The following is a 19,778-nucleotide window of genomic DNA, read 5'->3' as shown; positions in this document are numbered from 1 at the left end:
GCGCGGCGCCTGGCCGCCCGCGCGGGGCGGGCCGGGTTCCGTGGTACTGGGTCGACGCATGCGCATCGCCTGGATCGTCTACGGCGCCCTCGAGCAGATCACGGGCGGGTACATCTACGATCGGCTCGTCGTCGAGCGGCTGCGGCGGAAGGGCGATGTCGTCGAGGTGGTGTCGCTCGATCCCGCGCCGCGGTCGCGCGCGCTGGCCGGGCTCGCCCTCGCGGGGCGCCTCGCCCGGCTCGACCCTGCCGTCGTGGTCGGCGACGAGCTCTGCTTCCCGGAGCTCGGCCCGGCGTTCGCGGCGCTGCCGCGGCGGATCGCGCGCGTGCTCCTCGTGCACCACCTCAGCGCGTGGGAGCTCCCGCCCGGCCCGCGGCGCGCGGCGCTCGCGCTCGCCGAGGCGGCGGTGATCCGGCTCTGCGACGCGCACGTCGCGACGAGCGCGACGACCGCGGCGCGGCTCCGGCGCGAGCACGGGGTCGGCCGGGTGGACGTGGCGCCGCCGGGCGCGGACCGGCTCCCCTTGCGCCCTCGCGCCGCGCGGGACGGCGGCCCGCTGGGGCTCACGTTCGTGGGGAGCTTCATCCCGCGCAAGGGGCTCCTGGAGCTGCTCGCGGCGTTCGAGCGGGTCGGGAGCGCGCGCGCCACGCTCGTCCTCGTCGGCGACGCGGCGCGCGACCCGGCCTATGCGGAGCGCGTGCGCCGGGCGATCGACGGCTCCGCGCACCTGCGGGCGCGCGTCGAGGCGCGCGGCGTGCTCGACGACGAGGCGCTCGCGGCGGCGCTCGCCGAGACGGACGCGCTGGTCCTGCCCTCGCGGCTGGAGGGGTACGGCATGGTGCTCACCGAGGCGGTCCGCGCGGGCGTGCCGGTGCTCGCCGCCCGCGCCGGCGCGATCGCCGAGGTCGTGCAGGACGGCGCCGAGGCGCTGCTCTGGGACGACGGCGAGGGGCTCGTGCGGGCGCTCTCCCGCTTCATCGAGGACGGGGCGCTCAGGGCGAGCATGCGCCGCGCGGCGCTGCTCCGCGCGCCGGCGCTGCCCACGTGGGACGGCGCCGCGGCCGCGGTCGGCGCGGCGCTCGCCCGGGCGGCGCCGGGGCGCTGAGCCGTCATCCCCCGCTGCCGCCGGGGTCGCGCAGGACGCACCTCTTGGCGCGGACGAAGGCGTCGAAGCGGCCCTCTTGCAGGCCGTCCGGGTCCGGGGTCGGGTCCTTCACGATGCACGCCGCCACGGAGAGCTCCCCTTCGTAAAGGTCCTTGTCGCGTGTGGTCTTGTGGTTCAGCTGGCAAACACCGCTGAGCACGTCGTCGCCGAGGTTGGCGGACACGTTCCAGGCGTCCTCGTCCAGCGCGTGAGACGCCCGGAGGGTGATCCCCCAGAACCCCTTCTTTTCCCGGATGGGATCGTTGAGGATCATCACCTCGAGCTCATCGCCTTTCACCCCACAATCCGTGTACCAGCTGCGCTGGTTGTCCTCGTCGAACGCGACCGCGGTCTCTCCGTTGTTGCCCGTATCGAGGAAGAGCTGCTTCGCGCCGAGGGTGAGCACGGCCCTCCCCGCGACAAGCGGCGGCTCGAAGTCGCTGCCGCAGCCGAGCGGCGCGAGCGACAATGCGGTGGCGAGCAGTGTCCTGAGCATGGGTATCCTCACTGGTGAGGATCATGCGTGGCCGATCCACAAGTCAATCGGCAAATCGACCATGTTGCGCGCTCAAACATGGCAATTTTGGTGCGTGCGCGGGAATGAGATGGGCTGAGAGCGCGGAGATCGTTCTGCGTGTCACCTCATCGTACGACTTCGCGGATCTTTGGAGCGGGAATCTCATCGGGTCGTGGCAACTTTGCGGGTTTCGAGGGAATGGTCGCGTTGTGTGCTTCGTTGCCTCGATGTCGCGTTGTCTCCATCGATTGCGGTACACGCCCATTGCGCGGCTTACCCGCCGACCGGTCCCTTCCGGTCATGCGTTCGACTGCCGCTGCTGTACAATCTCAACTACAGTGTTCAGGTGAGCGGAGTCACGTCCGCCCCTCTTGACGCGTCGCACCGGAGGAGCGCCGCCAGCCTCGGTCTGTCCCGGACTCGAGGATGCCCGCGGTCTTGTCGATTGGAATTGACATCGTGGATGTTACCGTTAACATTTGGCTCGAAGGGTATCCTTTTGCTTGGCCCTGGTTGGGCAGTCTCGCGGCGCGCAGCGAGGCCTCCGTTGTCTGAACGACTTCCGCGATAACAGCGTTCGCTCCGTCGTCGCGGAAGCGTTCGCTGACCGATGCTGTACCGAGGGCAGGTCCGCAGCTGGGGGCTGACGTCTCCAGGCCTGTTGGATTTTGTTCTCCCATAGCCGCGCCTGGGGCCTGATGCCGGTCGTCCGTGAGGGCCAGCTCCTCGAGCGCGCCATCGACCGGGACGATGCGCCCCGCTTCAGCGAGCACGATGGTCGTTGCATCGCTGGTCATGCGAAGGGAACTGCTAGCCACGAGAGGTCCGTCAGGAGGCAATGATGACCCCACCGTCTTTTTCGATGACCGGCTCGCCGCGCCGCGGGCGGGGGCTCGGCGCGGGGCTCTGCGTCACGGCGCTCCTGCTCGCGGGGTGCACGGGCACCTTGGGGGATCCAGAGGAGAGCATCGGCCCTGGGCCGGACGGCAGCAGCCCGGCCACCGGCGGCGAGGCGCGCGGCATCGATATGCCGGGTGCGCCGCGGTACCACCGGTTCGTGCGCCTCACGAACGCGCAGTGGGCGAGCAGCGTGCAGGTGGTCCTGAACCTGGGCGCTCCTTCCTCGCTGTCCGAATCGTTCGAGAAGCCCGTCGCCGGCACGACGGACTTCACGAACAACGAGCTCCTGCTGAGCGTGAACCAGCGCTCGTGGAGCGACTACCAATCGGCGGCGGAGGCGCTCGCCGAGGAGGTGACGGCCTCGGACGCGGCGCTCGCCAAGGTGTACCCGGATACGGACGCGACCGGCTTCATCAAGACCGTGGGGCGCCGTGCGTATCGCCGTCCGCTGACGGACGGCGAGGTCGCCAAGTACGAGGTGCTCTTCGAGGCCGGCGCGGCGATGTCCGGCACGAAGAGCACGTTCGCCAAGGGCGCGCAGCTCGTGATTCGGACGATGCTCCAGTCGCCGCACTTCCTCTACCGCACGGAGCTCGGCCAGGATCGCAAGCCGCTCAGCGGTTACGAGATCGCCGCGAAGCTATCGCTCTGGCTGCGCAACTCCGCGCCGGACGACGCGCTGCTCGACAAGGCGCCCACGCTCACGACGCCGGAAACCATCGCCGCGGTCGCCGAGTCCATGCTGGAGGAGCCCGCCGCGGCCAAGGGCATGCGGTACTTCCATCGCGAGCTGCTCCATTTCGATCGCTACGCCACGATCAGCAAGCTCGGCGTGCCGAGCTACAACGAATCGTTGAACGCGGAGTACGAGGAGAGCGCGTACCTGTTCTTCGAGAAGATCTTCACCCAGGGCCTGGGCGTCAAGGACATCCTCACGTCCACGAAGGGCTTCGTGGGGCCGGGGATGGCGGAGCTCTACGGCCTTTCGCCGAGCGGCCGAGAGCTCGTGGAGCGAGACCTCGGTCCCGATCGCGTCGGCTTCTTCTCGCAGCTCCCTTACCTGACGCTCAACGCCCTGAACGACGAGTCGGACTCGATCCACCGCGGCGTGAGCATCAACCTCGACGTGCTGTGCACGCCGCTCGGCGCGCCGGCGCCCAACATCCCGCCGGTCCCGCCCCTCGAGCCCGGGCAGACGAACCGCCAACGCATCACGCAGCTCACGTCCGCCTGCGGCGGCACGTGCCACAACGCGCTCATCAACCCCGTCGGCTTCGCCTTCGAGCACTTCGACGGCATGGGGCTGTACCGGGATGAGGAGAACGGAGGCCTGCCGATCGACAGCAGCGGCGTCTACTCCTTCACCGAAGGGGCCAAGTCGTTCGCGGACGCCGGCGAGCTGATGCACCACATGGCGGCGGGCGAGCAGGCTCACCTCTGCTACGCCAAGAAGCTCGCGAGCTTCGCGCTGCAGCGCGACGTCATCCCGGCGGACTTGCCGCTCGTCGAGACGCTCGCCGACGTGAGCCGCGGCGCCAGCGGCTCGGTGAAAGAGATGATGCTCGAGCTCGTGAAGGATGAAGCATTCCGGACTCGCGTGGGAGGCCCGCTGTGAACTCCAAGATCGTTACGAACCTCACTCAACCGCACGTGGCGCGCCGGCGCGGGATGAATCGGCGCGCGTTCCTGCGCGCCGGCGGCGTCGCCATCGCCCTTCCGTTCCTGGAGGGCTTGCCGTCGCGCTCCGCCTGGGCCGCGGACAACGTGCCCGTGTTCAGCCTCTACATCGTGGCGGCGTGCGGCGTGGTGGGTAAAAAGTTCTTCCCGGACCAGACTGGCCCGCTCACGACCGCGGGGCTCGGCGCCATGACGGACAAGGCGACGCACGTGCTCGCGCCTCACGCCGCGAACCTGCTGTTCATCCGCGGGATCAACTTCCCCATGAACGGGCCCACCAACTGCGGCCACGCGCAGGGGTTGTGTCAGGCGCTCACCGCGCGCCCGGCGCAGGGCGGCGGCAAGACCGCATCCGCGACCGGCGTGTCCGCGGACGTGGTCATCGCCGAGCTGGTGAACGAGGGCGGCGCCGAGCCGCTCACGCTCTATGCCGGCAACCGCAGGAACGGGTACATCGCCGAGCGCATCTCCTTCAAGGCCGGTGGTGCCGGGCAGGTGCGCTCGGCGGACGACAACCCGTACGCGCTCTACGCCAAGCTCGTCGGCCTGGCGGACAGCGGCGGTGGAAGCGGCAACGGCGCGCAGCTCGCGGAGGAGCTCCTCCGCAGCCGCAAGAGCGCGAACGACTTCGTGAGGGAGGAGCTGAACAGCCTGATGCGCATGTCGGCGCTGAGCTCCGCCGACAAGCAGCGCCTGCAGCAGCATTTCGACTCCATCCGCGACACCGAGGTCACGATGGGCGAGATGGGCACGACCTGCAGCAAGGCGGGCCTCGCGACGTCAGAGCTCGAGGCGCTCAAGAGCGGTTTCGCGTTCAAGATGGACGGCATGATCGAGGACGTCGCGAAGCTCCACCTCGAGCTCGTGGCGATGGCGTTCGCCTGCAACTTCAACCGCGTGGCGACGCTGCAGCACGGCGACGGCACGGATGGGACGAAGTATGCGGTGCCGTCGAACGCGGGCCTCGGCTGGCCCTTCCACCACATCAGCCACCGGGTGCAATCGGACGCAGCTACGGGCAACAACCCGACGGCCGAGCAAGCGCACGCCGAGATCGACGTGGTCCGCATGCAGACGCTGCTCCACGGCCTCGACCACTTCAAGGCGCGCGACCTGTTCGACAAGTCCATCCTCATGTGGACGAACCACGTCTCCGACGGCCCGTCGCACAGCTTCCGCAACGTGCCGACGATCATCGCCGGAAACGGCGGCGGCTACCTGAAGCAGGGGCAGTACATCGACGCCGGCAACGTCACGAACAACCGCCTCTTCAACGGCCTCATCGCCGCCGCCGTCCGGGACAAGACCGAGTGGACGGAGAACTTCGGTGAGGGTCAGGGCTCCGGGCCGATCGACGGCATGCTCGCCTGAGCGCCATCGCCGGGCGGTGAGCCTCGCTGCCGACGCTCGTGGCTGAGCTCGGTTCGGCTCATCGCCCCGCCTGATGCTGTCGGCCGTAGACCAGCAGCATGGCGATGATCACGGCACCGTAGATGATCTGACGGCCGGCCTCGGGCATCTGCAGCACGCTGAGCATGCTCTGGAGCAGCACGATGAGGATCGTGCCGAGGACGGTGCCGAGGTACGTCCCGCGTCCGCCCATGATGTTGGTGCCGCCGATCACCACCGCGGCGATGGCCGGCATGAGGTAATCGTTGCCCATGGCCTGGTAGGCCTTGTGCGAAAAGCCCGCCAGCAGCATGCCGGTGATCGCGGAGCACACGCCGCACATCACGAAGGCGCCGATCAGCACCCAGTGCGTCCTGATGCCCGAGAGATAGACGGCCTGCTCCTGGTTGCCCACGGCGTAGATGTAGCGGCCGAGCGCGGTCTTCTTCAGTACGAAGGCGCCGACGCCGCCGACCAAGATCCAGACGAACAGCGAGTTCGGAATCGAGAGCGTCTTGCCGACGGCCAGGACTTCCATCCACTCCGGCGCCTCGCTGCGCGGAGCGAAGCCGCCGGTGTAGAGCACCATCAGCCCCTGAAGCACGGTGTTCGTACCCAGGGTGAAGATCATCGAGGGCACGCGCAGGTAGGCGACGCCGAGCCCGTTCAAGAGCCCCGCGGCGGCGCCGATGGCGAGGCCGTAGGGCAACGCGGCCCAGCCGCCGAGCCCCGCGGCCAGCATGGCGCTCGAGGTGAGCACCCACGGCAGGGAGAGATCGATGTGACCGAGCAGGATGACGATCATCATGCCCGTGGCGGCCACGCCCAGGAAGGCGGCGATCTGCAGCTGTTGCAGGAGGTAGTGCGGGCTCAGGAAGCTGAGCGTGCCCTGGGTGATCAGCGTGCCGACCGAGCCGATCGCGAGGATGACGCCGATCGACAGCAGCGCGTACCAGGTCGGCTTGTCGATCTCGCCGAAGCGGCTCTTGAGGAAAGGGAGCTGTTGCATGGAGCTCACCTGAAAATGTGTAGCCGGTTCTTGAGGCGGAAGACCCAGAGCGCGCCGAGGCAGACGGCCGCGAGCAGGATGAGGCCCTCGAACAGCGGCTGGTAGAGCGGGTTGGCGAGGAAGCCGAGCGCCGAGCCCTCGTCGAAGACGCGGAAGTTGAAGGCGACGGAGCGGAGCACCAGGGCGCCGAAGAGCGATCCGATGGCGCCGCCCATCCCTCCGTACAACGAGGTGCCCCCGATCACGACGCTGGCGATGGAGTTCAGCGTGTAGGAGCCGGCTTGTGGGATATCGGCGTTGCCCGACGCCGTCTGCAGCGCGAGGTAGAGGCCGCCGACGCTGGCGAAGAACCCCGACAGCGTGTACGCGGCCAGCTTGACGCGCTCGATGCGGACGCCCGACATGTACGCCGCCTCCTGCGACGCGCCGACGGCGTAAGCGCCGAGGCCGTAGCGGGTACGGCGGTAGTAGGTCCAGAGCAGCGCGAGCAGCGCCATCCAGATCGCGGGTGACGGGATGCTGCCGATCGAGCCCAGCGCGCCGTCGAGGGGAGCGGCGCCCGCGGCCTGCAGCAGCTCGTTGAGATCGAAGGTCGCCGCGAACGCCAGATCGCCGTCGACCTGGCCGCCGGGCGTCGGTCGCAGGAACAGCGCGATGCCGAGGAAGATCGTGCCCGAGGCCAGGGTGGCGATGATCGGTTGCAGGCGGCCGTACACGACGAGGCAGCCGTTGATCAGGCCCGCCGCGACGCCGAGGGCCAGGCATAGCAGGATGCCCAGGAAATTCTCGAACGCGCTGCCGGCGAGGACGTGCGAGGCCAGGCAGTTGACGAGCGTGATCACCGCGCCCACGGACAGATCCAGGCCGCCGGTCAGCACGGGGATCGTCTGGGCCATGGCCGCCGCCACCAGCACGAACGACTCGTTGGCGTTCTGCCCGACCAGCGACGCGCTGAAGCCCTTGGGATGGGACAGCGAGTAGCGCCCATAGAAGAAGATGCACAGACCGATGGCCACGAGCAGGCCCTGGTTCTGGCGCAGGCGGAGCTTCCAGTCCTTCATCGTGCCTCTGCTCGCGCGCGCTCGGCTCCGGGCTTCGCGCGCTCAGGCCCGCCGCGCAGACCGAGGGCCAGATCCAGGATGTTCTTTTCGGTGATGTCGGGCCCCACGAGCTCGCCCTGCACGCGGTTCTGGTAGAGGACGAGCACGCGGTCACAGCAGCCGATCAGCTCGTCGTAGTCCGTGGTGTAGAAGAGGATGGATGTGCCGGCGTCCGCCAGCTCGCGGAGGAGCTGGTAGATCTCCTGCTTCGTGCCGACGTCGATGCCGCGGGTGGGGTCGTTGAGCATCAGCAGCCGCGGCTCCGTCATCAGCCATTTGGCCAGCACGACCTTCTGCTGGTTGCCCCCGGACAGCGACGACACCGGGTCGTCGGGCGAGCCGATCTTGATCTGGATGCGGCGCACCATCTCGTCGACGCGCGCGGCCTCGCGCCTTCGGTCGAGCACCACGCCGCGCGTGAGCTTGTCGAGCGAGGCCAGCGACATGTTCGCGGCGATGGCCATCGGCAGCATCAGGCCCTCGGTCTTCCTGTCCTCGGGCACGAGGGCGATGCCGTGCGCGCGGTCCTTGGCCTTCCGCGGGCTCGTCAGCTTGACCGGCTTGCCGTCGATCTTGATCTCGCCGCGCAGGTCCTTGAGCACGCCGAACAGGCCGAGCAAGAGCTCGCGCTGGCCCTGGCCGTCGAGCCCGCCGATGCCGAGGATCTCGCCCTTGCCGAGCTTGAACGACACGTCATCGAGCTGCCGCTCCCAGCTCAGGCCGCTCACCTCGAGCAGCGTCGTCGGGAAGCTGCGCGCCGCCGGCTTCGGCGGGAAGGCGTGACCCACGTCGCGGCCGATCATGAGCTCCACGATCCCGTCGTCGCTGCGCTGGCCCCTGGCGAACGTCTCGATGTGCCGGCCGTTGCGGAAGACCGACATCACGTCGGCGAGCTCCTTGATCTCGTGCATGCGGTGCGAGATGTAGAGCATACCGACCCCCTGAGCCTTGAGCTCGGCCAGGAGGTCATAGACCTTCTTGACGTCGCTGCTCGACAGCGCGGAGGTGGCCTCGTCCAGGATCAAGAGCCGCGGGTCCTTGCCGAGCGCCTTCGCGATCTCGACCATCTGGCGACGCGAGAGCGGCAGGTCGCTCACCCAGGCGTTCGGGTTCACGCCCTCGCAGCCGACGCGCGCCAAGAGCTCCTCGGCCCTGCGGACCTGCGCCTTGCGATCGAAGAGCCCCAGGCGGTTCGTCGGCATGGTGATGCCGATGTTCTCGGCCACCGTCAGCGTCGGCATCAGGGACAGCTCCTGAAAGACGCAGACGATGCCGGCGGCGTTCGCCTCGAGCGGGTGGTCGAACCGAACCGGCCTGCCGTGGAGCAAGAGCTCCCCGGCGCTCGGCTTGACCACGCCGCCGATGATCTTGATCAGGGTGCTCTTGCCCGCGCCGTTCTCGCCGAGGATCGCGTGCACCTTCCCCGCCTCGCAGGCGAAGTCGACGCCGCTCAGGGCGCTCACCCCGCCGTAGCGCTTGGAGACGGCCCGGAGCTCGAGCAGCGGAGGGCTCACCGGTTCGGTCATGATGCTTGGGCGCCCGCGGGCGCTACTTCACGTCCGATTCGGACTCGTTCATGATCTTCACGCCCGAGATGTTGACCCCGCAGGGCGGGAACTCGTTGGGCGTGAAGAAGTTGTCGGAGAGCTGGGAGAAGAAGCTCTCGCCGTCCTTCAGCGTGGTGTGGTCGGCGGCGGGGATCGGCACGGAGATCATCTGCGGCATCACCTTGCCTTGCAAGCCCTCGAGCGCCGCCTTCATCGCGATGGCCGCGAGCCCCGGCGACTGGCCGAGCGACAGGCCCTTCATGCCCTGTTCGTGGTGCTTCGCGATCAGCTTGCGCGCGCCGTTCTCGGCCTCCGTGGCGACCGGGATCGGCTTGTGGCCGGCGTCGAGCAGCGCGCGGATCGCGCCCGTCGAGCCGCCCTGCGCGAAGAGCGCGTCGAACTGGCGGTGCACGGCGAGCGCGTCGGCCACCGCCTTCTGCGCCTTGCCGTCGTCCCAGCCGCCGACCACCTCCACGATGGTGTAGCTCTTCCCCGGCGCTTCCATGACCTGGCGGAAGCCGACGTGGCGGTCGCGATCGACGGAGTTGCCCTGCAGGCCGCGGACCTCGAGCACCTTGCCCTTCCCACCGAGCTGCTTGTCGAGGAACTCGCCCCACTGGCGGCCCATCGCCAGCTGGTCCTCGTTGACCTGCATCACCTTGTCCGTGTCGAGCACGTTGTCGAACGGGACCAGGATGACGTCCTTCTTGTCGGCGAGGCGGATCACGCGATCGAAGCCGTCGGGGCTGACGGCGAGCGTGACGACGGCGTCGAAGCCCTGGTTGATGAAGTCCTCGATCGCGCCGAGCTGGGCCGCGACGTCGGTGCCGGTCGACACCACCTTGAACTCCTTGAGCAGCGGCGCGATGGCCGGGTCCTTGGCGAAGGCCTTGGCCGTCTTGACCATCTGGATGCGCCAGGCGTTACCGACGTAGCCGTTGACGAGCGCGAGGCGGAACGGCGGCTTTCGCGCCGTCCACTGCAAATACTTGGTGTCCTTGCTCCACGGCGCGAAGCACTCGGGGCTATAGCCGGGCCCTGGCACGACCTTGGGCCCGTGCCCGCTCGGCGCCTGCTCGGCCGCGGCGCTGGCGGAGCCCTCTACGGCCGGAGCGCTGTCGGGCTTGCCTTTGCAGGCGGAGAGGCCCCAGAGCCCGAGCGCGCAAACCAACACCGCCGCTGCGCGCCGCGCCGGTCCACGAGACTTCAACTGGCCAATCGACATCGTGCCGCTACCTTTCGAGCAAAGAGACGTGGTCAGAGAGAGACCTCTACGGCACATCACACGTCGTCACGTTCTCGCCCTCACGAGCTCCGAGGCCAATGTCCGCGTGCCGCCGCGTCGCTCACGGCGAAAGCACTGGGGCACGAGCTGTAGCATTGGACGAGCGACGGTGTCGCGCGTCATCACCGGGGCACCGCGCAGATTTCGCGAGCGGCCTCGGAATTCAAGGGCGTGTCGGCGAGGCTCGTGGCGTCCGCCACTAGAGAGCTTCTGGTTTCAGGGGGCTAGGAAATCCAAACGCGATCCGAAAGTCAAGATCCTCGTCTTGTTCGTCCCATCGTACAGCCACGCTGCACGCGCTGGTTCACACATGGAACGGTGTCGTGGCGAGGAACGGCGCGTACGGCAAAAGAACCTGCCAATGCCGTGCTCCCCGGGGGCCTGCGCTGTTCGTCGCCCTCACCCTCACCGAGGGGACCCGCGCGCCCCGCCGGCGAGCAGCCTCGCCGCCTCCTCCTGGAGCCGCCGCGTGAGCGCCGCGTCATCGTCCCCTCCGTCGACCGCCGCCGCCGCCTCCCGCGCCTCGCCGAGCCGCACCCGCACGTCGACGTCGTCGAAGCCTGGCAGCGCCACCTGGAGGAGCGGCGCCAGCGTGCTGATCCCGCGCCGCTCGGCCCAGCGCGTGACGGCCAGCCGCTTCGCCCGCCGCGAGTGCACCCCCGAGACGACCGCCACCGCGACGCGCCCCCCCGCCGCCGCCGCCGCGCGCAGCAGCGCCCCGGCGCTCGGATGCCACGCCCCGAGCAGCGCGTCGCCGTCGCCCGCGAACGCCGGATCCGCCTCGATGCGGCCCGCGGGGAAGTGCAGCAGCGCCCCGCCGCCGCGCAGGTGACGCAGCGCGCGGCGCACCCCGGCCGTGCGCGCCGCGAGCTCCCGCCCGCCGCCGCCCCCGTCGATCGGCACGAAGAGCAGCCGCTCGCTCACGTGCGGCAGCGCCCGCAAAAACCGCCGCTCGGCCGCCACGATCATGAGATCCCCCCGGCCGATCGCCGCCATCAGCGCGAGCGCGTCGTAGGCGCCGGGGTGATTCGACACGACGAGCAGCGCCCCGCGCGGCGGCGGCCCCGCGTCGGCCGTCCACCGCGCCCCGAAGCCCGAGAGCGCCTCCCGCGCCGCCACGTGGATCCCCGCCTCGCCGACGCGCCGATCGAACCGCGCGAGCGCGCGCCCGAGCGGCCACGACGGCACCGCGAACGCCGCGCGCCCGGCGCGGCGCACCCACGCGGGCGCCCTGCCCAGCCCGAGCGCCGCCGCCATCTCCTCGCCGGACAGCATCGCGAGCTCTCTCTCCAGCGGCTCCGCCATGTCCGCGTCTCTACCCGCGCCGGCGCCGCCACGCCAGCGCCGCGCTCCGGCCCGGCCGATCGAGAGGCGCCGCGATCCGCGCTCCCACCGACGCTGCGGCCCACCCCCCGGCGCCGGCGACGGGCGACGACGCGGCGCGCGCCGCCCTCGCGCTCCCCAGCGCGACCTGCGCGCCCGTCGCCCATCTCCCATCTCCCATCTGGGCCCTGTCGTGTTTGCGCCGGGACGCGCCGGCGCTGGTTCTGTATGAGGACACCATGAAGGCCACGTCCCTGACCGTGGATGACTCCATCCGACGCGACGCCGCGCCTGCGCGCCCGCGGCGGACGCTCGCGGACCTCCCGGGGCCGCGGGGGCTGCCCGTGGTCGGTCACCTGCTCGCGCTCCACCCCGACCGCTGGCACCTCGACTTCGAGCGATGGTGGCGCGCCCACGGAGACCTGTTCGCCGTCCGGCTGGGCCGCAAGCCGATCCTGGTCGTGGCGGACGGCGAGCTCGTGCGCGACGTGCTCCAGCGCCGCCCCGCGGTGTTCCGGCGGATGCGCACCATCGAGGACGTGTCGCGCGAGGCGGACATGGTCGGGCTGTTCTCGGCGGACGGGGACGCGTGGCGGAAGCAGCGGCAGCTCATCAGCCCGACGTTCCACGCGCGGCACGTCGAGGGCTTCTTCCCGAGCATCTCCGCGATCACGGGCCGGCTGCGCGCGCTCTGGGCGCAGGCGGCCGACGAGCGCGCCGCGCGCGACGTGCTCGGCGATCTCATGCGCTACTCGGTCGACGTCACCTCGTCCGTGGCGTTCGGCCGCGACCTCGACACGCTCGCGCGCGGCCCGGACGCGCTCCAGGAGCACCTCCAGCGCGTCTTCCTCGGCCTGAACCGGCGGATGCTCGCGCCGCTGCCCTACTGGCGCTACCTGGGCCTCCCCGCCGACCGCGCCTATGATCGCGCCATCGCCTCGGTGAAGCGGTTCATCCTCGATCTCGTGACCGCCGCGCGGCGCGAGATCGAGGGCGGCGCGGACCGGCCCGCGCGCCCGAGGACCCTCCTGGAGCTCATGATCGCGGCGCGCGACGGCGAGGACCCGAAGGCGCGCCTCTCGGACGCCGAGGTCTACGCGAACGTCCTCACGATGCTGCTCGCGGGCGAGGACACGACGGCGAACACCCTCGCGTGGATCCTCTATTACCTCGGCTCGCGCCCCGACGTGCAGGCGCGCGCCCGCGAGGAGGCGGATCGCGTCGTCGTCGGCGCCCTGATCCCGACGCTCGAGCAGAGCAAGCGCCTGGAGTACACGGGCGCGGTCGCGCACGAGGCGCTGCGCCTGCGGTCCGCGGCGCCGCTGCTCTACCTGGAGGCGAACCACGACACCGTCGTGGGCGACGTGGCGGTGCCGGCCGGCGCCGGCGTCGTGGCGCTCACGCGCGCCGCGGGGCGGAAGCCCGAGTATTTCGGCGATCCGGAGTCGTTTCGCCCCGAGCGCTGGCTCGGGGGCGCGCCCGCGACGCTGCCGCACGAGCCGCGGATGGCGCTCGCGTTCGGCGGCGGGCCGCGCATCTGCCCGGGCCGCTCGATGGCGCTGCTGGAGTGCGCCGTGACGGTCGGCATGGTGCTCCGGAGCTTCACGGTGGAGCTCGCGGATCCGGCGGCGCCGGTGCGGGAGCGGATGGCGTTCGCGATGCAGCCGGAGGGGCTGCGCATCCGGTTCACGAATCGCGCGAGCGCGTGAGCTCACGAGGCGCGCGAGCGCGTGAGCTCACGCGGCGCGCGGGCGCGAGGGCGCCCGCGCTCCGGCTCACCGCACCTTGGCGAGGGCCGCGTCGTAGTCGGGCTCCTGCGCGATCTCCGGGACGAGCTCCGCGTGGACGACCTTGTTCTGCTCGTCGAGCACGAGGACCGCGCGCGCGAGCAGGCCGGCGAGCGGCCCGTCCACCAGCTTGACGCCGTACCTGTCGCCGAAATCGCCCCGGAAGGTCGAGAGGCTCTCCGCGTTCTTGATGCCCTCGGCCCCGCAGAAGCGGCCGTGCGCGAACGGCAGATCGGCCGAGATGTTGAGCACCGTCACGCCCGGGAGCTGCGCGGCGCGCTCGTGGAACGTCCGAACGGACTTCGCGCAGACGCCGGTGTCGACGCTCGGAAAGATGTTGAGGACCTTCTTGCCCGAATACGACGAGAGCTTGCCCTCCGACAGATCGCTCTTCACGAGCGTGAAATCGGGTGCGGTCGCGCCGACGGACGGCAGCTCGCCGGCGGTGTGGACGGGGCTTCCCTTGAACTTGGTCTGAGCCATGGTCGCATCCTCCTCTGTACAGCGGTGCGTCGGCGCCCGTCGTAGGCGCGCGGAGGGCGGATGCCAAGCAGATCCAGCCAGGCCGCCGGCGTCCGAGGCGCCGGCCGGCCTGCCGCGTGGGCGATGCGCTGCCTCGCGGGCTCCCCGGCGCGAGCCGTCGCTCGCGCCCGGATCATCCGCCGAGGGGCGAGCGGTTGACCAGGGGGAACGGCTCGACCTCGGCGTCGTCGGGGTTCATCGAATCCCTGCTGTACCCGATCTCCTGCTCGGCCGTGGTGATGATGAAGGGCCCCCCGATCTCCTCGGGATCCACCGCGTCCTCGTAATCCTCGGTCATGTCGCCCTTGCCCGACGTCGCGGAGGCGAGGTACTGCTCGGCGATCTGCTCGGCGAACTCGTCCACCACCCTGGGCGGGCCGTCCCCCGGATCGGGGATGAACGCCTCGCGGTCGTCCGTGCGAGTCGCGCTCTTGCGCGCTGCCTCCACGAAATCCTTTCCGTGGCTTCTGCTGGTGGCCCGCTGGGAGCCGTCTTGCTTGGTCTGCATGATGGATGATCTCCTCGATCGGCGGCACGCTCCCACGCGCTTTCAGCGGCGCCGCCCGTCCGGTGTTCTGACATCGAGAGATGCACCGCGTGTACCAAGGCTGGAACTCCGCGCTGTGCGCGGTTTGGCGCGCCGATCGGATGGGCGCTCGTGCGCCGCGGCGAGGTCGCCAACGAGAACGTGCGGCGGGTGTAGCGGCGTGCCACAGCCGACGAGGGGCGCCGGTGACACGATGCCCCGGCGCTGCGCCGCCGGTGCACGGCGCTGCCCCGGCGTGTCCGGCTCGCGTGGGCTGCTGGAGAAGAGGCCAATCTCATGGCCGGCGCCTCTCGAGCGCAGCGCGCGTCGAGGCGCGGCGCGCGCTGCGCTCGACGCGCGCAGCGGAGGAGCGATGTCGTGTCGTTGCGCCCCGCGCCGTACCTTTACCAGCCGAGCTCTTCGCTGATCGCGTCGGCGAGCTGCTCGGCCATGTCCCGGTTCTTCTTCGCGCTCGGGTGCCAGTCGCAGCCGAGCCCGTCCGTCGCCTTGTCGTGCGGCGGGAACTCGAGGAAGCGCACCCGGTCGTCGCCGCCGGCGGTCCGGTCCTCCACCACCTGGCCGATGTAGTCGCGCGCCCTGCTGAGCGCCTCGGCGCCCTCCGGGTACGAGTCGCTGAGCATGGGCCCGATGGTGCAGAAGATGTACGCCTCGGGGTAGTTCTCCCTGACCGTGTCGACGAGGCCCTCATAGGCGTTCGTGAACGGCTCACGGAACTCGGCGTCGCCCGGGACGTTGATGCTGAAGTCGTTCGTGCCGAGGTTGATCACGACGACCTGCGGGACCCAGGACGAGAAGTCCCATGCGGGCTGCGCCTCGTCGGCGATCGTCCGGCCGTAGATCTCCGGCATGGTGGGCACCATCTCACCGTCGTAGTTGCGGACCACGCCCCTGCCGGACCAGGCGACGATCGTTGTGTCGGCCTCGAGCAGCCGGCCGATCATGGAGCTGTAGGCGAGGTAGTTGTTCTCCGTGTCGCTCGTGAACTTGCACGTCTCATCCGCTCCGTCGATCCCGTAACCGGCGGAGATCGAGTCGCCGATCACCTCGATACGGCGCTCGGGCGCGGGCGCGACCGGCAGGAGCTCCCCGCCTTGCTCCGGGACGAACTCGAGGAACTGCGTCACGCCGACCAGCGGCTCGGTCCGGCGGTGGAGCAGGAGATCGTGCTCGCCTGCGGGCAGCCCTTCGGCGACCGTGTAGAGCTCCTCGTCGGCGTTGACCTTGATGACGCCCTTCGACTCGCCGTCGATCACCACCTGGAAGAAGTTGGACTGCGCCGCGGTCGACGCGTCGTTGAAGCGGACGCTGATCGACGTCCCCGAGAACCGCGTGGCGATCGCGCTGCCGGCCCAGGAGAAGCGGGGGCCTTCGGGCTTCGTGGTGTCGAAGCGCCCGATGAAGCGGATGGTGTCCCCGGAGGGGTTGCTCCCGCCGGTGCCGCTCGTGCTCGACGCCGTCGTCGCGCCTGCGCCGCCCTCGCCGGCGCCGCCCTCGCCCGTGCCGCCGTCGCCGCCCGCGCCCGAGGCGCTGGTCGTCGAGGTCGATGAGCCGGCGCCGCTGCCCGTCGCCCCGTTCGGATCGTCGTCCCCGCACCCCACGAGCGCCGACCAGGCGATGCAGACGGCGGAAACGAGCTTCGGGAACGTTGAATAAGCTGCTGTCTTCATGGCGGCGGAGGATGCTGCAGGTCCGTGGCGCACACAACACCAATCTGTCCCTGAAAACCGGTGCAGACTCCGTGATGCGGCCGTGGAGAGGCGGAGATCGGTTGGCGCGGGCGCTCCGACGATGTCGGGTGAGCCAGGGGCGGCGCTGCCGCCGGAAGAGGGGACTCGAACAGGAGGGCGGGGAGGCGGGGCGGGAGCGCTGCGTGGTTTGCGCGCCGGGGGCGGGGAGGGGAGCGCGTCCAGCGCGACGGATCGCCGCGGAGGCGCTCAGTTCCAGGACCGGTTCTGGTTCTGGTGCTCGGAGCGACCGCCCTCCTCGGCGGAGGCGCGGTCGCGGCCCTGCGAGGCGCGCACGTCGTCGCGCTCGTGGACCCGGGTCGAGTACCCCTGCGGGATCTCGTCGCCCATGAAGCGGCCGAACCCGGGCCGGCGCTCCGGGCGGTTGTAGATGTCGCCCTGGCCGCCGCGCTCCTGGCCGCGACCGTGGCCCTCGCGCTCGTCGCTGCGGCCCTGGTAGCCGCGGTCCTCGTCGCGGTCGCGGCGATCGCCGCGCTCTGCCTCCCAGCCCCGGCCGCCGGCGCGCTGGTGCTCGTCGCGACCGCGCTGGCCGCTGAACCCGCCGCGCTCGTCGCCCCAGCCGTAATGGCCGGGGTTCTGGCGCTCGTCGCCGCCTCGATACCCGCGGTGCTGGCCTTCGCCGCGCCCGTAGCCGCCGCCCTGGTACTCGTCCTGTCGCCCGTAGCCGCGGCCGTAGCTCTCGCGACCCTGGCGGTCGTCGCGGCCCTGATAGCCACGGTCTTGGGTGTCGTCGCCACCCTGATAGCCGCGACCCTGATAACCGCGGCCCTGGTAATCGTCGCGACCCTGATAGCCGCGGCCCCGGTAGTCGTCGCGACCCTGATAGCCGCGGCCCTGGTAGTCGTCGCGACCCTGACTCTGGCCCTGGTAGCCGCGGCCCTGGTAGTCGTCGCGCCCCTGATGGCCGCGGCCCTGGCTGTGGCCCTGGTAGCTGTGGCGCTCGTACTCCTCCTCGCGCCCGTAGCCGCGGTGCTGGTTCTCCTCGCGCCCGTAATCGTCGCGGCCGTAGTCGTCGCGCCCGTACGAGCCGCGGCCCTGGCCCTCGTCCTGTCCGGTGGTCCCGCGGTTCACGTCGCGGCCGTGATAGCCGCGGTTCTCGTCGCGCCCTCGCTGCGCCGAGCCGAACCCTCTGCGCTCGTCCTCCGCGCCCCGACCGCCGAAGTGGTCGCCGCGCCCGCCGCTCCGCTCCCAGGAGGGGCTGTCCTGTCCGTACGCGCGGCTCTCCTCGTGCTCCCGGTAGCCGCGCCCGCCGAAGCCGCCTTGCTCCTGCCCGCGCCCGCCGTATCCGCCGTACCCGCCGCGGTACTCCTGGCCGTGCTGGCCGCCCGCCTGCCAGGGGCCCCTGCCTTCGCCGCGCCCCTGCTGGCCGTACTGCGGCTGCCCGTACTGCGGCGCCTGGCCCAGCTCGCCTTGCCGGCTGCCGCCGCTCTGGTTCGCGTAGTTGCCGCGGCTGTACGAGCCTCGTTCGAACGCGTCCCCCTCCTCCTCGTGGCCGCGGAAGCCGCGCTGATCGTAGCTCCCTGGAAAGCGCCCCTGCTCTTCCCGGTGGCGCCAGTCGTCGCGCGCCCCCTGGTCACGGAAGCCTCGGTTGTCGTAGCGATCTCGTGCCATGTCGCTCTCCTTGGTGGGTGCTGGTTAACAACGCTCGTGGCTCACACAGGCGAACACCTCCGTGAGCAGCGGGCCTACTTGCCCAGCAACCGACGTGCCCAGAGGAGACGGAGGACGAGCGCCAGCGCGCCGCGCGACGGCCTCGGCGGCCCGATCGCGGGCCGCGGCTCACGCGCCGCGCGCGGCGATGCGCCAACGCGCCACACGCTGGGGCAAGCTGTCACGCGAGCGCGGCCGAGCTCATCTAGGACGAGCTCGGCGCGCCGGCGTGACAACCAGGTTCGCCGTGGACGGCGGCGCTCGCCCGGCGCTCAGTACCGCGTCTCGCAGGGGTGCTGATCGGCGAACGCCTTCACGCGCGTCTTGTTGGACGACCAGGGGAAGTTCGCGTCGGTCACCGACCAGGACATCGCGCCCGCATACCCCATGTTGAAGAGGTCGCCCACGAACTTGTCGTAGCCCACGTCCATCTCGGCCATGTTGATGGGGAACTCGCCCATGACGACCGGCTTGTCCGTGAGGTTGTACTCGGACAGGGGCTTGTCGTACGGGAAGTAGTCGTTGACCCAGCCGTACATGTGGACCTGGTAGAAGTCGACGTCCGCGCGGGTCCACGCCTGACCCCACTTGATCGCGGCGCTGCCGACGCTCACGGGCGCGCCGGTCTCCTCCCGCAGCACCGCGGCCGACTCCTTGGCGAGCGCCTCCATCTGCTGGTGCGTGACGAGATCGAACTTGCTCGAGTCCCCCTCGAACGCCGGGTCGCCGCCGTAGAGGCTCGGCCCGGTCATCGCCCACTCGGGCTCGTTGATGACGTCCCAGGCCAGCATGCGGCCGCGGTGCGGGCTCGACGCGACCGTCTTCGCGATCGGCCGGACGACGTTCTCGATGAGCTTGGCCCGCCGGCCCGCGTCCGCGACGATCGGCCCCATGCTCCAGACCGTCAGGCCGTCCGGCGGGTTGTGCGACGTCTTGTAGAAGCCGTCGAAGGAGAACAGGGTGAACATCACGTTGACCTGCGCCTGGTCCGCGAGCTCGAGCGCCGCCAGGATGTCCTGCGCCGAGGTGCCGCCGAGCCCGGTCGGGTTGCCCTGCCCATCGAAGTTGATCTGGTCCCCGTAGAAGCGGGGGTAGATCCACCAGCGGACCACGTCGACGCCGTTGGCGCGCATGTCCTGGAGGTCGGAGAGCACCTGGCCCTTCTTGCCCGAGACGCCCGCCTGGCTCCACCGGGACTGACCGCCGAAGTCGGCGCCGAAGTCGCGCCACGCGTAGTTCACGCCGTACATGAAGCGGAGGCGGCAGGCGATCTCCACCCCGGCCTCGAACGGACATTCGTCCGCCGCCGTGCAGGTGCTGGGCTCTCCGCCGCCGCTGGTGCTGCTGCCCACGGGCTCGCCGGCGCCCGTGCTCGCGGTCCCGCCCGTGGGCGCGCCGGCGCCCGTGCCCGTGGGCCCGCCGCCCGTGCCCGTGGGCCCGGCGGTGCCCCAGGAGCCGCTGCCGGTCGGGCCGTTGTCCGCCGACTCCCCGCCGGCGCCGCCCTCGCCGCCGTCGCCCGTCCCGTCGCCGCACCCGAGGCCCGCCGCGGCGAGCTGGAGAACCCCAACAAGAAGAAGCCAATTGCGCATGAGGCCGATTATCGCCAGAAACGCACGTTCGAGCCAGCCCGAAATCT

At 70.6% G+C, this 19,778-nt stretch carries 16 protein-coding genes; 4 read left to right on the top strand and 12 right to left on the bottom strand.

The window, feature by feature from the left end:
- Positions 1 to 58 precede the first annotated feature (58 nt).
- A complete protein-coding gene (locus WMF26_RS34280; RefSeq protein ID WP_437996166.1) occupies positions 59 to 1,105 on the top strand; it encodes a glycosyltransferase family 4 protein in 1,047 nt (348 codons plus the stop codon).
- A gap of 4 nt (positions 1,106 to 1,109) precedes the next feature.
- On the opposite strand, the gene WMF26_RS34275 is transcribed toward WMF26_RS34280, so the two are convergent.
- Positions 1,110 to 1,640: a hypothetical protein gene (locus WMF26_RS34275; protein ID WP_437332503.1), complete on the bottom strand. Its 531-nt coding sequence runs from the start codon at positions 1,638 to 1,640 to the stop codon at positions 1,110 to 1,112.
- 377 nt (positions 1,641 to 2,017) lie between these two features.
- A complete protein-coding gene (locus WMF26_RS34270) occupies positions 2,018 to 2,458 on the bottom strand; it encodes a hypothetical protein (protein ID WP_437996165.1) in 441 nt (146 codons plus the stop codon).
- Positions 2,459 to 2,502: 44 nt separating this feature from the next.
- Here WMF26_RS34270 and WMF26_RS34265 point away from each other — a divergent pair, with 44 nt between their 5' ends.
- A complete protein-coding gene (locus WMF26_RS34265; protein ID WP_437996164.1) occupies positions 2,503 to 4,176 on the top strand; it encodes a DUF1592 domain-containing protein in 1,674 nt (557 codons plus the stop codon).
- 53 nt (positions 4,177 to 4,229) lie between these two features.
- Positions 4,230 to 5,609, top strand: a complete 1,380-nt coding sequence (locus tag WMF26_RS34260) for a DUF1552 domain-containing protein (RefSeq protein ID WP_437996163.1) — start codon at positions 4,230 to 4,232, stop codon at positions 5,607 to 5,609.
- A 58-nt stretch (positions 5,610 to 5,667) separates the two neighbouring features.
- Here the strand turns inward: WMF26_RS34260 and WMF26_RS34255 are convergent, their stop codons facing one another.
- The 5 genes from WMF26_RS34255 to WMF26_RS34235 form a co-directional block, all read right to left on the bottom strand.
- Positions 5,668 to 6,636 carry an ABC transporter permease gene (locus WMF26_RS34255; RefSeq protein WP_437996162.1) on the bottom strand — a complete coding sequence of 323 codons (969 nt, stop codon included), beginning with the start codon at positions 6,634 to 6,636 and terminating at the stop codon, positions 5,668 to 5,670.
- Between the two features lie 5 nt (positions 6,637 to 6,641).
- Positions 6,642 to 7,697: an ABC transporter permease gene (locus WMF26_RS34250; RefSeq protein ID WP_061629852.1), complete on the bottom strand. Its 1,056-nt coding sequence runs from the start codon at positions 7,695 to 7,697 to the stop codon at positions 6,642 to 6,644.
- Positions 7,694 to 9,262 (bottom strand): sugar ABC transporter ATP-binding protein, encoded by a 1,569-nt coding sequence (locus WMF26_RS34245; protein WP_437996161.1) that lies wholly within the window; start codon positions 9,260 to 9,262, stop codon positions 7,694 to 7,696. Before WMF26_RS34245 ends, WMF26_RS34250 begins: the two co-directional genes overlap by 4 nt.
- Before the next feature lie 22 nt (positions 9,263 to 9,284).
- On the bottom strand, positions 9,285 to 10,493 hold the full coding sequence (locus tag WMF26_RS34240) for a sugar ABC transporter substrate-binding protein (protein ID WP_437996160.1): 1,209 nt from the start codon (positions 10,491 to 10,493) through the stop codon (positions 9,285 to 9,287).
- Between the two features lie 480 nt (positions 10,494 to 10,973).
- On the bottom strand, positions 10,974 to 11,873 hold the full coding sequence (locus WMF26_RS34235) for a 1-acyl-sn-glycerol-3-phosphate acyltransferase (RefSeq protein ID WP_437996159.1): 900 nt from the start codon (positions 11,871 to 11,873) through the stop codon (positions 10,974 to 10,976).
- 257 nt (positions 11,874 to 12,130) lie between these two features.
- Here WMF26_RS34235 and WMF26_RS34230 point away from each other — a divergent pair, with 257 nt between their 5' ends.
- Entirely contained in the window at positions 12,131 to 13,600 is a 1,470-nt protein-coding gene (locus WMF26_RS34230) for a cytochrome P450 (RefSeq protein WP_437996158.1), read from the top strand.
- A 66-nt stretch (positions 13,601 to 13,666) separates the two neighbouring features.
- Here the strand turns inward: WMF26_RS34230 and tpx are convergent, their stop codons facing one another.
- The 5 genes from tpx to WMF26_RS34205 form a co-directional block, all read right to left on the bottom strand.
- Positions 13,667 to 14,161: a thiol peroxidase gene (tpx, locus tag WMF26_RS34225; RefSeq protein ID WP_437996157.1), complete on the bottom strand. Its 495-nt coding sequence runs from the start codon at positions 14,159 to 14,161 to the stop codon at positions 13,667 to 13,669.
- A 172-nt stretch (positions 14,162 to 14,333) separates the two neighbouring features.
- Positions 14,334 to 14,708 carry a hypothetical protein gene (locus tag WMF26_RS34220; protein ID WP_437996156.1) on the bottom strand — a complete coding sequence of 125 codons (375 nt, stop codon included), beginning with the start codon at positions 14,706 to 14,708 and terminating at the stop codon, positions 14,334 to 14,336.
- A 422-nt stretch (positions 14,709 to 15,130) separates the two neighbouring features.
- Positions 15,131 to 16,414, bottom strand: a complete 1,284-nt coding sequence (locus WMF26_RS34215; RefSeq protein WP_437996155.1) for an SGNH/GDSL hydrolase family protein — start codon at positions 16,412 to 16,414, stop codon at positions 15,131 to 15,133.
- A 267-nt stretch (positions 16,415 to 16,681) separates the two neighbouring features.
- On the bottom strand, positions 16,682 to 18,103 hold the full coding sequence (locus WMF26_RS34210; RefSeq protein ID WP_437996154.1) for a hypothetical protein: 1,422 nt from the start codon (positions 18,101 to 18,103) through the stop codon (positions 16,682 to 16,684).
- Positions 18,104 to 18,414: 311 nt separating this feature from the next.
- Positions 18,415 to 19,731: an endo-1,4-beta-glucanase gene (locus WMF26_RS34205; protein ID WP_437996153.1), complete on the bottom strand. Its 1,317-nt coding sequence runs from the start codon at positions 19,729 to 19,731 to the stop codon at positions 18,415 to 18,417.
- Positions 19,732 to 19,778 lie beyond the last annotated feature (47 nt).

Origin of the sequence: Sorangium sp. So ce185, assembly GCF_051526825.1 — a bacterium.
Taxonomy (GTDB): Bacteria; Myxococcota_A; Polyangia; order Polyangiales; family Polyangiaceae; genus Sorangium; species Sorangium cellulosum_D.
The sequence above is the reverse complement of the archived record's forward strand: the minus strand, read 5'-3'. Positions and strand labels throughout refer to the sequence as shown.